Source organism: Novosphingobium sp. TK71, assembly GCF_055361505.1.
This window is the reverse complement of record NZ_JBSZKA010000001.1, coordinates 191,378-205,046: the sequence shown is the minus strand read 5'-3', so window position 1 is coordinate 205,046 and position 13,669 is coordinate 191,378. Positions and strand designations below refer to the sequence as shown.

Here is a 13,669-nt window from a genome sequence, read left to right as displayed (position 1 = left end):
CCGACATTGGAGTGATGTCGATTCGACCGGGCTTCAAGGCACGAACATGCCAAGCCAGCAACGTGCTGGAAATGCTGCAACCGGAAATATACTGCCGGTTTCCGGCAGCTCATTTCCGGTTTCCGGCAACATAGTTCCTCGAACCGGAACTATATTGCCCTGCTCGTTGTAGCCCGACGCCTCCTCGACCAACGACATCGCATCGAATGCGGTGACGGTGAGCAGACCCGAATGATCAAAGCTCCCAGCCGAACCGAATAGACGATCCGGCCGGCAGAACGATGCGCGGCCCGCAATGGAGGACCGCAACTCATGGTTCGAAACCCCGCCTATGGGCTTCCGATACTGGCCGCCGCATGCGGCGCCATCATGCTCCCGCATAGCGCCTTCGGGCAAGTCGCAGCGAAGCAGCGGCAGGCAGATGCCGCAGGCTATCCCTGCGCCCGCTCCGGTCAGCTTACGGTTGTCCAGAGCGAAGGCAATTTCGCGATCCGCGAGAAGACCGAGGCTCCTGCGCCTCCCGCAAGACCCGCGGCGATCAGGCTCGGCACCTCACTCAGCCTCGACAGCGGACTTTTCGCTCGCACCTCCCTCGTTCGTCCGGAGAGCGCCAATGTTCCGCAACAATAAGCTGATCCTGGCCGCGCTACTCTGGGCGCCGCTTCCGGCCTTTGCACAAGAGAAGACGGCGGAAACACTGGCGGAGGCAGTCGCGGAGGCCCAGCGTCAATTGCGGCAGACGTTCACGAACCTGACGTTCGAGGACTTTGGTCCGGCCCCTGTCACTGGCCCCATATATCAGGCCATTGCCGGCGGACGTGTCATCTACTTCGCACCGGAAAGCGAACATCTTCTCTTCGCCGCGATCTACGACAAGAACGGCACCAATCTTACGGCGTTGGCGCAGGACGCAAGCGCTCGCAAGCGCCTGGGTGCGATCGATCCCGCCGACGCCCTGGTCGTGGGACCTGCCGGTGCCCCCAGGGTCATCGAGTTCACTGATCCCGATTGTCCCTACTGCCAGGCGCTCGAGCGGTTCTGGCTGGCGAAGGAAGCCGAGGGCAAGCCAGTCCAGCGTCTCATCTACTTCGTGAGCGGCATCCATCCGCAGGCGGCGGCAAAAGCCGAACACATCCTGTGTTCGCCCGACCCGCAAGCCACCTTCAAGGCGGTCTACGCCGGCGCGCAGCCGACCGCGCTGCGCACGTGCGACGCCGGTGCCCAGAAGGTTGCCCGCGACGCCGACACCGTCCGGAAGATGGGTGTCTCGGGGACGCCGACGCTGTTCGTCGACGGCAAGCTCGTCTCGGGTTTCCAGCAGGCCGAACTCGAAGCCTTCCTCGAGGCAGACAGCAAGAAGCCCAGGGCCAGCCCCTGAGCCAACAGTTCAGCGATTTGGCGGACCTCGCGCGAGCGCGCTCACGGCGGCGCCAGCGAGGGCCGGGATGCCGGCGGGTGCGTGCCTCCAGGGGCCGTCCAACGCCCTCGTCGGCCGGACATGTCGGAACGAAGTATGTGTCTCGATCCGACCTCGCGACCGGCAAGCATGATCCGGACGGCTCCAATGACATGGAGACTGCATATGTTGACTATGATCCAGGGAAGGACGTTCCGCACGACCGACGCGGTGGGCCTTTTCCTCCTGGCCGCGATCGCCTGCACGAGTGTCGCCTACGCCTTTCAGGCGCCGGCGGCCGGCGACCTTGGTTACGACATCTACGACATCGTCGTGAACCAGGGCGTCAAGGGCCCGCTCGGCTTTGTGGGCGGCGTTGCCGCCTTCCTGTTCGGCGTTTCGCGGCTCTTCTCGAACATCATGATCGGCATCCCGACGATCGTGGCGGCCGTCTGCCTCATCAAGGCGGATTCGATCCTCCAGACCTTCGGCATGCTGATCTGAAAGCTCGCCGGGCCGCCGCCTAGCCGGCACCCGTGCAACCGAACGGGAGGCGGTGGTCGCCTTCCGCAACCCACGTCCAACGACGTGGTGAAGCAAGGGAGAAGAGCGTGGACGAACGTCTGCCGCAGTTCCTGCATCGGCCGGTCCAGATCCTCTGGTTCGACAGTCAGGAATTCATCGTCGTCATGAGCGTGATTTTCGTCGCGGTCATTGTCGGCGGGGTCATCGGCTGGCTGCTCATCGGCGCTCTTCTCCTGTTCATCCCATGGAAGCGGACCAAGCCGCGCGGTTTCATCCCGCACATGGCCTGGCGCTGGGGCCTCGCCCGCTTCCGCAATTATCCGGGTCCAACCCAGACCCGCTTCTTCGAGTAGGCGCGATGGCTTTTCCCTTCAGGCGCAAGCGCCAGCCCGATATGATCGGCGACACGCGGCCCAGCTGGCACCTGCATCGTTATCTGCAGGGATCGGCAAACCTCTTCGAGGAAAACCGGCTGCTTAAGGTCGCGATCGCGGGGCTGTTTGGCATCACCGCGGTGCTCGGCACCGTCATCTACACCTCGAACCAGAACACGCGCACCGTGATCGTGCCCTTCGGCGCGGACGGCGACCTCTATGTGACGGGCAACAAGCCTTCCGAGGCTTATCTCCGGTCGATCACCTTCAACATTGTCGGCCTGGTCGGCACCTACTCGGCATATTCAGCCGACCGCCAGTTCCAGGAGCTGCTGCGGATCGCACATCCCAGTGCCTATAATGGCTTGCGCGACAGCCTGAGCCGCCTGCTCGACGAGCTCGGCAACAACCCGACGCTGTCGATCGCCACGTATATCCGCGGCGATCAGCCCGTAACCTGGACCGGCAGCGAGATCCTCGTGCCCGTAGAAAAGGTCCGGGTGATCGGCGGCGTGATCCGCAAATTCCGCGGCAATCTGCGCATTCGCTACGCGCTCGAGAATGGCCGTTTCTGGCTGACCGCCCTCCAGGAGGAGAATTTCAGTGCCGATATCCGGTAACCGCGCGCGGATGGGCTGCTTCGCCGGGGCGCCCACCCTTTGCATATTGGCCGCATCCCTTGTTGCAGCCGCGCCCGCTTTCGCGCAATCGATCACGGCCCTCCCTGACCAGACAAGCCGGATCCGGCTCTCCAACCATGACGTCAATCATGTGGTGTGTGTCGGCGGCGAGATCGAGGACATCAAATTCTCGGCCGAGAAAGGACTTGCTGTCGAACGCGGCGGCTCGGACGCCTGGATCAAGTTTCTCGTTCTCGAGACGGAAGACCTCAATTTCGCCGGGAGTGACGCGAAAACACGCACCTATGTCACCACGCCGTCGGAATTCTTCGTCTCGTGTAACGGCGCAATCTATCCGCTGTACGCTGAGCCCGCCGACATTCCCGCCCAGACGGTTACCCTGGCCCCGGGCAGTCCCCAGCGCGCCCGGGCGAACGAGGCCCTGCTCGGCCCCCTCGTCGAGGAAGAGCGGGCGGTGGGCATCGCGCTTGCAATCCTTCAGGACCGGATCCCGGCCTCATTTTCCGAGGTGGCGCCGTCTCGCGATCGGCTCATCCTTGCCGACCTTCCCACCGCATCGCTCACCGAACGGCGGCGGCTCGAAGTCGAAGGGGCGGGCCTTTCGGTCAGCGAGTATCTCGTTCGCGCCGGCGCCGCGACCACGCTCGATGAGCGCGACTTCCTCGACACGGCGCTCGGAGCCGACATCTTTGCCATCACGATCGACCGATTGACGCTGGGCCCCAATGAGACCGCCCGATTGATCGTCGTGCGCCGGAGTGTCCAGCCATGACCACGCCTGATGAAAACCGGGATATGGCGCCCGAACAAACATCTTATGCAGCCCACGACGATCGCGAGGAAAGCGCTGCCGCGCGCCCCGCCCTTCTCGACCTGCCGGCACAATGGGCGAAGCTCACGTCCGATCAGAAGCTGCGCGCCAAACAATTGGGCGTCGTCTCGACGATCGCACTGCTCGGGTTAGGCCTCTACACCGCAAGCACCAGCGGCAACAAGGAAGCGCCCAAAGCGCCCCAGGCCTCGAACCTCGACATGGGCGCTGGCCTCCGCGGCGACAGCCTTGAGGTAAAACTGCGCGGCGACCTTCAGAAGATCCTCGATGGGCAGAGCCTGCTCGGCGACCGGGTCACTGCGATCGAGGAAGGCAAAGTGGTTCCCGGCACCCGTGCCGGTTCTCACGTGTCCGCTACCGGGGATGGTGGCGATCTCCCCCCGGCCATACCCGGCGAGGCTCCGGCCTATCCGCCCGCGCCGCCAGAAGCCCGGGGCGCGGCCGATGAAATTCCTGTCCCGCCCGCTGCGCCGGCCGCACCGTCAGCGCCGCCGGCTCCGCCCACGCAGCGGCAGGTCGGCGCGATCGGCGCGGCGACCGCCACGCAAGCGTCGGAAGGAGGCGCCGGCGGCGGGGCCGCATCAAAAAAAGGGAAGCGGACGATCTATTTGCCACCTGGTTTCATGAAGGCGCGGCTGTTGACCGGCATCGACGCGCTGGCGAGTCGGGACGCGACCAGTAACCCGGAGCCGATCATCGCGCGCGTCCAGGCGCCTGCTGTTCTGCCCAACGAGGTCAAGGCCAATCTCGCCGGGTGCTTCGTCATCGGCAATGCTACGGGAAGCCTTGCAAAGGAACGGGTCGAGATCCAGCTCGTCTCGATTTCGTGCGTGGACTTCGAAAGCCATGCGGTCGTCGATCAGGCGATCAAGGGCTTCTTCGTCGATGCCGACGGCAAGAAGGGCCTGTCCGGCAAGGTCGTGACCCGCGCCGGAGCGACGCTCGCCCGCTCGTTCATTGCCGGTACGATCGCGGGCATTTCGCAGAGCGTCGAAGGGTCGTTCGGCAGCCTTTCGACCTCAGCGCTCGGGAGTGTTCGCAGTCTCGATGCCGGTGACGCCGTCAAGTCGGGGATCGCCGGAGGCCTGTCCAAGTCCTCGGACAAGCTCACCGACTTCTACCTCGATCTCGCCCGCCAGGCCGGCCCGGTCGTGGAAGTCGGCGCGGCCAAGGATGTCGTGGTCGTCATCCAGGAAGGCCTCGCGCTCGAGATCAAGCCATCGGTCGGGAGCAAATTCTGATGCGCCCGCCCTCACCCACCGGAGGTTCCGCCATGCCGATATTGGCCAACCAGTTTCTACACCGGACATTTCTGTCTGTCGGTCTGCTCGCCAGTCTTGGAGGCTGTGCGGCGGTCGGGTCGATGATGTCGCCCTATTCGGAAAAGTTCGACTGCAAGAACAGCGATCATGGGCAGTGCATCCATCCTACCCAAGCCTATGCCGATGCGGTCGCAGGCGTTGCGTCAAAGTCGGACCCCAGGGTCACCAATGACCGGGCCATGCTGCGCGGTCAGGAGGTAAAGAAGGAAGGCGCGAGGTCGCGCTCCGATGCCGCGGGCGGCGCCTATGGCAGCTACCGCGACAGCGTCTACCGCGAGCTCAAGGGTCTGATCGAGGCGCCGGTCACGCCGATGCTCAAGCCGGCATGGACGGTGCGCACGCTCATCCTGCCTTATGCCGATCGTCAGCGGCCCGACCGGCTCTACATGCCGCGCTACGTCTATTCGGTGGTCGACAAGCCGGTCTGGGTCGTGGGCGGCACGCTCGTGGCCGCGCCCGACCGTGCCTCTCAGGCACCGATCCTGGGCCAGGTGCGTGATCCGGTAACCGCCGATGGCGAGCCAGCGCCGGCCACCGTGCCAGCTGCTCCCGCGATCGTGCCGCCCACACCGGAGCCTAAGCCATGAGCGGCCTCTCCTATGCACGGCTGCGGAGCGCCGTGCGGCGCGACAGCTTTTCAGACTATCTCCCGCTGGTCGCCTGGGAGGCCGAGACCGAGGCCTTCCTCTGCATCGACGATAGCTGGGGCCATGCCTGGGAGCTGCTGCCCACGGCGTACATGTTCGCACACGTCCAGGGCGCGCTACAGGGACTGCTCAACATCCATTTTCCGGACGGAACGGTTCTCCAGCTTCACACCCTCGCGGACCCGCTGATCGACGATGCGCTCGACGCCTTCCTTGATCTGAAGACCCGCGACGATCCGCTGATCCAGGCTTCGGCGCGCTACACCCATGCCTATCTGAGCAAAGGGCGTCATGGCCTCAAGGCCCTGCACGGCATCCCGGTTCGTAATTTCCGCACGCTTCTCTCGATCAAGACACGGCGGCCACTGGGCGAGGATCTGCGTCGGCAGGTTGAGGAGCAGCTGTCGAAGCTCGGCATCCGCCGGTTGCCGCCGGAGGAACTAGTGGCCTTCTACCGGCGCATCTTCAACGGCGTCGCGGATAGCGCGCCCGGCGTCTTCGCCGATGGCACCGCGATGGGTGCGCCGCCGATCGCCAAGCAGATCATAGATGCCGGGCCGGATCTCGTGTTCGAGGGGGCCGAGGTGTTCCTCGGCAACCAGGTCGCGCGCTGCCTCACGCCCAAGGCACCCGCGCGCCGGATCACGGCAGAACGGGCGAACCGCTTGATGGGCGGGATGCGTGGCGCGTCCGAGGACAGCGACCAGATCGGCGGCCCGTTCCTCTACACGCTCAACATCCTGTTCGACCATTCGCAGTTCGAGATCCACAAGCGCGCGCAGATCCTTTCGGCACAGAAGGCTGCGGGCAGCTTCGCGGTCGAGGTCGGCAAGCAGATCGAGGAGATCGGCTGGATCCTCGACGAAGCGGGCAACAGCAAGTTCGTGCGCGTCATTCCGACTGTCTGGGTATTCGGTCGCGACCGCGCCCATGCCCGCGATCTCGCGGCGCGCGCCAAGCGCCTTTGGGAAGGCGAGCCCCTCCCCTTCTCGATGCAGGAGGAAAGCTATCTCAACCCGACGTTGCTGGTGATGAGCCTGCCATTTGGGCTCTATCCCGACCGTACGACGCTCAGGCTGCTCGAGCGCGACTTCCGCATGCCGGTGAAGGCGGCCGTATTGATGGCGCCGATCCAGACCGACTTCCGCGGCGGCGGCCGCCCTGCCCTACTCTATACGGGCCGCAAGGGCCAACTCATTACGCTCGATCTGTTCGACCCCAGGATCAACAACTACAACTTCATCGTTTCGGCCGAGAGCGGCGCTGGCAAGAGCTTCCTGCTCAACAATCTTTGCCAGCAATATTTCGCCTGCGGCGCGCTCATTCGCATCATCGATATTGGCGGCAGCTATCGCAAGCTCTGCACCCTCTGTTCGGGCCGCTATATCGACATCGGCGAGGAACATCTTGTCCTTAACCCGTTCGATATGGGGCTGGCGCTCGACGGCGACGATAAGCAGTCCGCCATCACCATGGCAGTGGCGATCGTCGCCGAGATGGCGAATGCGTCTACCCGCAAGGGTGTCACGACATCGGAATGGAACCTGCTGAAATCGGCCGTCCAATGGACGATCGACACGGGTCGCGCAGATCATGGCATCGATGCCGTACGCGAGTGGCTCGGCACCTATCCCGAGCTGGTCGAGACCGCGCTCGATCATGTCGATCATCTCGTTCCCGTCGCCCGTGAGCTCGCCTTCAACTTGCGCGATTTCGGGTCGGGGGGCGCCTATGGCCATTATTTCAACGGTCCCTCGACGCTCGACATCCGCCATGACGAATTTGTGGTGCTCGAACTCGAGCGCCTGAAATCCATGCCGGACTTGTTCAACGTGATCGTGATGGTCGTCGTGAACGCGGTCACCCAGGAGCTCTACCTTTCAGCACGCGACCGCCCGCGCTTCGTGCTGTGCGACGAGGCGGCGCAGTTCATGACGCGCACCGACGGGCAGGACCTCTCGCGTCTCGCCGAGGCCTTCGGCCAGGGCTACCGGCGCGCGCGCAAATATCGTGGCTCGTTCGGCATAGTGCTCCAGTCGATGAACGACCTGACGCTGTTCGGCGGCACGGGTCAGGTGATCCTCGAGAATGCCGCGACGCGCTTCCTGCTGCAGGGCTCGACCTACGATCGCGCGGTCGACAACAAGATCCTCGACTATTCGGGGTTCGTCCTCGACCTGCTGAAATCGGTCCGCAACTCCAAACCCAATTACAGCGAGGTGTTCATCGACTCCCCGCTGGGTCTGGGTATCGCCCGGCTCGTGGTCGATCCCTTCAGCTACTGGATCAACACCTCCGCGCCCGACGAAGTCGCCGCCTTCGAGGCTTTGATGCGCCAGGGTCTTTCGCCGCTCGAAGCCATTTGCCGTCTCGCCGGCGTCGAACCCTCGCAGATCCTGGGCGTGCCTGCCACGTCTGGCCCTGTGGAAGCCTGATCGCATGGCGCGCTTCACTCCGCACCCCGACCAGTTGCCGCTCAACTGGTCCGACAATGAGGCGATCGAACTGATCGTCGAGCAACGCCTTGCCGAGCGGTTCGAGGCGGAATCCTTCCAATGGCGCCTGCGGCTCGTCATGATCGAGACGGTGATGATGGGCCTCCTCGTGCTCGTCGCCGGGCTTGTGCTCAGGCAGCCGACCATGATGGTGCTGCGCGCCTCGCTGCTGGTGGCGGCATCCTGCCTCGCGACCGGTCTCCTGCTGCTCGGCCTTTCGGCGGGCACCGCGAAGCTGATGAGCCGCTTGCGCCGGTGGAGAGGCAAATGAACGGCCTCACCTCTTCCACGCCGTCGCCTTCGGCCATCCGGCTCACGATGAGCGGTTTCCTGCTGATGCTGGTGCAAAGCGCCCTCCTGCTGTTCTCGCCCGCGCTCGACGGGAATTGCGCAATGTTGATCTGGGTCCTCACATCTTTGGCATTTTCAGCCTTCGTCGCAGCGCTCATCGGTATTCCCGAGCCGCCCGAACGGCATTGGAGGCAGCGCCATGGCCGATAGTCCGCTCGGCCGTGTTCGGCGTGGCCCCATGTTGCTGGCGCTCGCTACGGGCAATCTTCTGGTCGTTGCTGCCGCCTTCGCGGCGGCCGGGCCTGCGAGCATCACCTCTCCGTCGCGTAGTACGATCGGACGCACCTGGCCGATTGCGGAACCCGACGCGCTTGCGGAGATCGAGGCCAAGGCCGCGACGCTGCCCAACGACATGAGCAAGGCATTCGGCCCGCGCGACAAATGGACCGCGCTCAAGGCCGCTCCACTCGGGATCGCCGGCACCGACCGGGTGCGCAGTGTGGTACCCTTCTACACGCTCGATTTCGACATCACGCTGCCCGACGGCAAGACGCTTTATCCCAAGGGCTTCACCTTCAATCCGTTGACTTATGTGAAGCTGCCGCAGCGTCTCGTCGTCGTGCATCCGCGCGATCTCGGCTGGGCCCTTCGCAATGCGCGGAACAGCGATTTCATCCTCTTGTCCGCGCTTGGGAGCCAGAATGGCGACGCGATCGACCTCAGCGAGAAGACCGGTCGCCCGATCTACATACTGGAGGAGCGTGTCAAGCAGCGGCTCGGGCTGACGGTGGCGCCGGTCATTGTCGAGCAGTCCGGCACACGGCTCGTGCTCACTGAATATGGTCCCAGGCGCCGCGCCGTCTCGTCTCCTGCGAAAGGCGTAATGCAATGATCGGGCGCCTTCCCCTTTTCGTCACAGGCCTTGTTATCGGGTTGCTGATGACGCTCGCCTGGCCGAGCCAGGCCCACGCTTCCAAATGCGAGGCGGGAACCGTCTTCAATCCGATCACGAAAGTGCGGTGGACCTGCATTTTCCCGATCACGGTCGGGGGCATTCGCGTCGGCAGTTACGACAAGCTCGACAAGGCGCTTGATGCGCAGTCGGCGGCAAAGCCGCTATGCGCCTGTCGGAAGGGAATCCAGTTCTGGTTCGGAGTGAAGGTCTCCTACTGGTCTCCGAACCGCATGATGGACGTGGTGACGGAGCCCGGCTGCATGATGGCGCTTGGCGCCGATCTCCTGCCGACCGGCGGTAAGCTGCAGGGCAGCCAGTCGTCGATCTCGGATGGCACCAACACCCGCAAGATGTTCGCGCAGATGCATTATTATATCTCGCCGGTCTGGGCGATGCTCGACATGTTTACCGACCTGCCCTGCCTCGAGAATGACGGCTTCGATGTCGCCATGATCACCGAGGTGCTGCCGACCTGGCAGTCGGGAACGCTGGGCGCGATCATCCAGCCCGAGGGCATCCTCTTTGGCAATCCCGCCGCCGGCCTTGCCTGCATGGGCGACAGCGCTGCGGCCGCCGCTGGCAAGGTCATCGATCCGCTCTTCTGGTGCATGGGGAGCTGGGGCGCGACCTATCCGATCGCCGGCGACATCCATTTCGACGACAGCGTCGAAGCCTGGGCAGGTCTCGCCGCACGGGGCGTGTTCATGATGGGCCGCCTCGGCGCCCTTACCATCAGTTCGGCCGACGGGTGCTCGTTCATCCCCCAGCCCGTGTGGACCAAGTCCCGCTACAAGCTCCAGATCATGGAGCCGGTGAAAGGCGGCAAATGCGTCAATATCGGGCGCCCGGGCGCGCTCTGGTCCTCGGCCAAGCACGCACCGGGCAAGGACAATGCCCAGTTCATGCTCTTCGAAAAGGTGATCTGCTGCGCCGGGATACCGGTGCCATGAGCCGATCACTTTCCCCTGTTCCCGCGCGCGACAACCGTCCTTTCCGGAGGTCTGTTCGCCAAGACCCCTACGGTCGAGGGCTGCCGCGCGGGACAGGAGCGGCGTCGCCAAGCCCCCCTGGCGACGTCGCTCCACCCCCGGCCAGCGCGGCCGCAATGCTCCCCCGGTGGGACCGGCGCCTCCTCTCCGCCTGTCCCATGATCGCGACCGCGCTGGCCATCTCCTTTTCTTCGTGCGCATCGGCGCAAACAATGGACGAGCGCGCGCGCGCCGCCGCCGAGGCGTCGCGCGCCAAGACCAGCGACAGCGACGCGCTCCAGCAGAATTATGTGACGCCTGGGCTCGCCGGACAGCAAATCTCGACCATCAACAACAGTCGCACCTTTGCGCCCAACATTGCCTGCCAAAGGACTGCTACGATGCTCGAGGTGCTCGTCCAGCCTTCGGGCACCGGCGACCTCGGCAGGGTCACCATCGCGCGCGACACCGATCTTGATGGCACGGTCGATGCGACCTCGAACCTGCCTGTGCCGGTCTCGGCCATTTGCGCAAACGGCGTTGTGTCATGCCAGCCCGGAAGCTGGAATGGCTGCAGCTTCTACCTTTGGGAGGTCGATGCGGCCAAGGCCTTGAAGCTGACCTCCGTCGACATGCCCAAGCTCGCCGGCTGCTACTGCATCAACAATAGCTGCGGCACCAATCTCGCCTGGAGCAACATGACTTCCGTCCTGCGCGATCTGGGTGGCGGCATGATTGGAGCGCTTACGACCGCCGACCCCCGCTATGGGGTGGCCGAGGCTGTGATCGACGGGCCCGCCATCCGTTATGTCGGCGCGCAATCCACCGCGTGCGCACCCAATCCAGACCTGCCGCAGACGGCCTATCGTGCCAATCCTGCGTCGATAGCATCGGACGCCTATGCCGCTTCCACCGGGAGCACCGTGTTCCAGGCCCTCAAGGGCTCGGCGGTCGGCACCGGGACATCGCTGCAATATCGCCATTGCACCGTCGAGCGACGCGTGACGGTGCTGAAGCCTGCGGCCGAGGACATCATCAGCCGCATTTCAGGCGGATATTCGACTGTTGAGAATGGCTCTTCCTTCGACTTTCTGATGGGCTCCCCTGCAGACAACAGTCTCTATGGAGGCGGTTGCGGGCTCTTCGACTTTCGCATGACTTTGCACGTCGGGGACTCAGACCGCATAGTCGAAGCACGTCTGAGCCAGATATTCGCCGATGATTGGGCTCAGGTCCGCATCGATGGAACGCTCATTGCCTCCGGTCCTTCATCCTGGACTTCAAGCGGTTATCCGCCTGGGGCGTGCGATTTGAAGAGGACCTTCTATGCGTCCCCCAATATCGACCTGAAACCATTTCTGACACCGGGCAATCACGAAATATGGCTGCGCGCCGCTGTGGGCGATCGGGGCGAAGCCTATGCGCAAATTCATGTCGATGTCGACAATAGCTGCAAGACGCTTGAGCAGCTCGTCGACGATTGCGGCACAGTTGCCGCCGATCCGCAGTGCAAGCTCGACAGCGAACTGGTCGACGGCGTCCAGACCTGGATCAATGGCGTTGCGACGGGACTTAGACCGCTGCCCCAGACCCGTATCCTGGGCGGCCCTGCCTGCCCGACCGACCTCACCCGCGACTTCTTCCTGAAGGACCGCACCTATCGCTGCAGCATCGACGACATCGCGAAGCCCGACACCAGCCGCGGCGCCTATATCATAGACCATTCGACAGAGACGCTTCTGGCCGACCGGACGCGGCAGAGCGACGGCGGCTTCACAGCGTCAACGCGCCCCTTCGGTCTACCCGACCGTGGCTCGGTTCCGGCCTGCGAACCCGTCTGCAAGACGCGCGCGCCCAAGCCGAACAGCGACGCCGCGCTCGATGGCGTGGTGGGTGCGAAGCAGAATGTGCCCACCGGCTACGACAATTTCTTCCACGCCTGCACCGCCGACAATCGATGCCCGGCGGGCCCTGGCGAGGAAATCGTCTCGGCGTGCGGTTGCCTCGACGATTTCCCTGAAGCCGTGGTGATGATGCAAACGGTGCGTCTTGCCGGCGCTGACCTGGTCTGCACGGGAAGCGTGCAATGATCGGCCTCGCGGACGCCAGATATTGGAGCCTCGGCCCACGTAGTGCCGCACTCATGCTGGTGCTCGGCCTAGGAATATCCCTGGCCTGCCCGACGATGGTCAGGGCGCAACAGATTTGTGCGGCCGATCTCAATAATAATGGCGATGCCGCCGATGAGGGGGAGCAGGCAAGCTGTCTTGCCACCACCGCCGGCGCATGGCTGTGTCCGATCCAGGAGGCCAACTGCGTCGCGGATGCCATGGGGCAATATAGTTGCCCGATCGGCCCGCAATATGCCTGCCTTATCAAGAGTGCTGGTGGACCGCCCGCCTGCTCGCCCAATCAATGCGCCGACCTTGCGACCAATCCGATCGTCGATGAGCCGCCCATGGATGATCCCGGCACTGAACCCGACGGCGGGATCGATGCCGACGGCAATTGCATGGGGACCATCGAGATCTTCTCCGGAAGAGGCGTGCGCTGTCGCCCGGCCGGGCTCAGCACCACCTTCGCCAATTGCTGCAAGGACAAGGGCAAGATCGTGAAGGATGGAATGGGTTCATCCATCTCGTCGATCGGCACCAAGATCGCGGTCGCCAAGGGCGTGTTCACGGGCATGAAGGCGGCCTATACGGCGTTCAAGGCCGGGGCGACCGCCAGCCAGGCGGCAAGTTCTGGAGCGAATGCGCTGATCGTGGGGCTCGATCCGACCTCGATCGCGGTCAGTCTCGCGATCAACTTCATGATGGAGTTCCTGTTCTCGGGCTGTGACCAGCAGGACATGGAGACGGCGATGCTGCGCTCGTCGGGCATGTGCCATGAGATCGGCAGCTATTGCACATCGAGTTTCCTGGGCATCTGCCTGCAGAAGGCGCGGGGCCATTGCTGCTTCAATACGAAGCTTGGCCGCATCATCCAGGAACAGGGCCGTCCTCAGCTCAAGGCGTTCAACGGCAATCTCTGGGGAACAGCCAAGAAGCCGATGTGCCGCGGCTTTACGCCCGAAGAGTTTCAGGCGCTCGACTTCAGCAAGATCGACCTCTCCGAATATTATGCCGACATCGAGGCCCGCGCCCAATCCGACATCCAGATAGACATGGGGGAGCGCATCGATGCGTATCTCAAAGCCGTCAATCCATAGCGCCTGTGCTAT

15 protein-coding genes are annotated in these 13,669 nt (G+C 63.8%); all 15 read left to right on the top strand.

The window, feature by feature from the left end:
• The first annotated feature begins 312 nt into the window (after positions 1-312).
• The gene (locus ACXJ16_RS17265; protein ID WP_463922781.1) at positions 313-630 is read left to right on the top strand and encodes a hypothetical protein; all 318 of its coding nucleotides are present in this window, start codon (positions 313-315) and stop codon (positions 628-630) included.
• On the top strand, positions 614-1,378 hold the full coding sequence (locus tag ACXJ16_RS17260) for a DsbC family protein (RefSeq protein WP_463922780.1): 765 nt from the start codon (positions 614-616) through the stop codon (positions 1,376-1,378). The genes ACXJ16_RS17265 and ACXJ16_RS17260 overlap by 17 nt, the downstream gene beginning before the upstream one ends.
• 204 nt (positions 1,379-1,582) lie before the next feature.
• Positions 1,583-1,900, top strand: a complete 318-nt coding sequence (locus ACXJ16_RS17255; protein WP_463922779.1) for a hypothetical protein — start codon at positions 1,583-1,585, stop codon at positions 1,898-1,900.
• Between the two features lie 107 nt (positions 1,901-2,007).
• Complete coding sequence (locus tag ACXJ16_RS17250) at positions 2,008-2,274, top strand: type IV conjugative transfer system protein TraL (RefSeq protein WP_463922778.1); 267 nt, start codon at positions 2,008-2,010, stop codon at positions 2,272-2,274.
• 41 nt (positions 2,275-2,315) lie between these two features.
• On the top strand, positions 2,316-2,915 hold the full coding sequence (locus ACXJ16_RS17245) for a TraE/TraK family type IV conjugative transfer system protein (RefSeq protein WP_463922777.1): 600 nt from the start codon (positions 2,316-2,318) through the stop codon (positions 2,913-2,915).
• Complete coding sequence (locus ACXJ16_RS17240; protein ID WP_463922776.1) at positions 2,899-3,708, top strand: type-F conjugative transfer system secretin TraK; 810 nt, start codon at positions 2,899-2,901, stop codon at positions 3,706-3,708. Before ACXJ16_RS17245 ends, ACXJ16_RS17240 begins: the two co-directional genes overlap by 17 nt.
• On the top strand, positions 3,705-5,009 hold the full coding sequence (locus ACXJ16_RS17235; RefSeq protein WP_463922775.1) for a TraB/VirB10 family protein: 1,305 nt from the start codon (positions 3,705-3,707) through the stop codon (positions 5,007-5,009). Before ACXJ16_RS17240 ends, ACXJ16_RS17235 begins: the two co-directional genes overlap by 4 nt.
• 32 nt (positions 5,010-5,041) lie before the next feature.
• Positions 5,042-5,677 (top strand): TraV family lipoprotein, encoded by a 636-nt coding sequence (locus ACXJ16_RS17230; RefSeq protein ID WP_463922773.1) that lies wholly within the window; start codon positions 5,042-5,044, stop codon positions 5,675-5,677.
• Positions 5,674-8,172, top strand: a complete 2,499-nt coding sequence (locus ACXJ16_RS17225) for a TraC family protein (protein ID WP_463922772.1) — start codon at positions 5,674-5,676, stop codon at positions 8,170-8,172. The genes ACXJ16_RS17230 and ACXJ16_RS17225 overlap by 4 nt, the downstream gene beginning before the upstream one ends.
• A 4-nt stretch (positions 8,173-8,176) precedes the next feature.
• The gene (locus tag ACXJ16_RS17220; RefSeq protein WP_463922770.1) at positions 8,177-8,503 is read left to right on the top strand and encodes a hypothetical protein; all 327 of its coding nucleotides are present in this window, start codon (positions 8,177-8,179) and stop codon (positions 8,501-8,503) included.
• Positions 8,500-8,733: a hypothetical protein gene (locus ACXJ16_RS17215; RefSeq protein WP_463922768.1), complete on the top strand. Its 234-nt coding sequence runs from the start codon at positions 8,500-8,502 to the stop codon at positions 8,731-8,733. The genes ACXJ16_RS17220 and ACXJ16_RS17215 overlap by 4 nt, the downstream gene beginning before the upstream one ends.
• Positions 8,723-9,415 (top strand): conjugal transfer protein TraW, encoded by a 693-nt coding sequence (locus ACXJ16_RS17210; protein WP_463922766.1) that lies wholly within the window; start codon positions 8,723-8,725, stop codon positions 9,413-9,415. Before ACXJ16_RS17215 ends, ACXJ16_RS17210 begins: the two co-directional genes overlap by 11 nt.
• A complete protein-coding gene (locus ACXJ16_RS17205; RefSeq protein ID WP_463922764.1) occupies positions 9,412-10,428 on the top strand; it encodes a TraU family protein in 1,017 nt (338 codons plus the stop codon). The genes ACXJ16_RS17210 and ACXJ16_RS17205 overlap by 4 nt, the downstream gene beginning before the upstream one ends.
• 251 nt (positions 10,429-10,679) lie before the next feature.
• Positions 10,680-12,536 carry a hypothetical protein gene (locus ACXJ16_RS17200; RefSeq protein ID WP_463923289.1) on the top strand — a complete coding sequence of 619 codons (1,857 nt, stop codon included), beginning with the start codon at positions 10,680-10,682 and terminating at the stop codon, positions 12,534-12,536.
• Positions 12,533-13,657 (top strand): conjugal transfer protein TraN, encoded by a 1,125-nt coding sequence (gene traN, locus ACXJ16_RS17195; RefSeq protein ID WP_463922762.1) that lies wholly within the window; start codon positions 12,533-12,535, stop codon positions 13,655-13,657. Before ACXJ16_RS17200 ends, traN begins: the two co-directional genes overlap by 4 nt.
• The last annotated feature ends 12 nt before the right edge of the window (positions 13,658-13,669 follow it).

Bases quoted from the DNA above. Each gene is read 5' to 3' on its own strand.
- ACXJ16_RS17265 (WP_463922781.1), top strand. From the start codon at position 313: ATGGTTCGAAACCCCGCCTATGGGCTTCCGATACTGGCCGCCGCATGC.
- ACXJ16_RS17260 (WP_463922780.1), top strand. From the start codon at position 614: ATGTTCCGCAACAATAAGCTGATCCTGGCCGCGCTACTCTGGGCGCCG.
- ACXJ16_RS17255 (WP_463922779.1), top strand. From the start codon at position 1,583: ATGTTGACTATGATCCAGGGAAGGACGTTCCGCACGACCGACGCGGTG.
- ACXJ16_RS17245 (WP_463922777.1), top strand. From the start codon at position 2,316: ATGATCGGCGACACGCGGCCCAGCTGGCACCTGCATCGTTATCTGCAG.
- ACXJ16_RS17235 (WP_463922775.1), top strand. From the start codon at position 3,705: ATGACCACGCCTGATGAAAACCGGGATATGGCGCCCGAACAAACATCT.
- ACXJ16_RS17230 (WP_463922773.1), top strand. From the start codon at position 5,042: ATGCCGATATTGGCCAACCAGTTTCTACACCGGACATTTCTGTCTGTC.
- ACXJ16_RS17225 (WP_463922772.1), top strand. From the start codon at position 5,674: ATGAGCGGCCTCTCCTATGCACGGCTGCGGAGCGCCGTGCGGCGCGAC.
- ACXJ16_RS17220 (WP_463922770.1), top strand. From the start codon at position 8,177: ATGGCGCGCTTCACTCCGCACCCCGACCAGTTGCCGCTCAACTGGTCC.
- ACXJ16_RS17215 (WP_463922768.1), top strand. From the start codon at position 8,500: ATGAACGGCCTCACCTCTTCCACGCCGTCGCCTTCGGCCATCCGGCTC.
- ACXJ16_RS17210 (WP_463922766.1), top strand. From the start codon at position 8,723: ATGGCCGATAGTCCGCTCGGCCGTGTTCGGCGTGGCCCCATGTTGCTG.
- ACXJ16_RS17205 (WP_463922764.1), top strand. From the start codon at position 9,412: ATGATCGGGCGCCTTCCCCTTTTCGTCACAGGCCTTGTTATCGGGTTG.
- ACXJ16_RS17200 (WP_463923289.1), top strand. From the start codon at position 10,680: ATGGACGAGCGCGCGCGCGCCGCCGCCGAGGCGTCGCGCGCCAAGACC.
- traN (WP_463922762.1), top strand. From the start codon at position 12,533: ATGATCGGCCTCGCGGACGCCAGATATTGGAGCCTCGGCCCACGTAGT.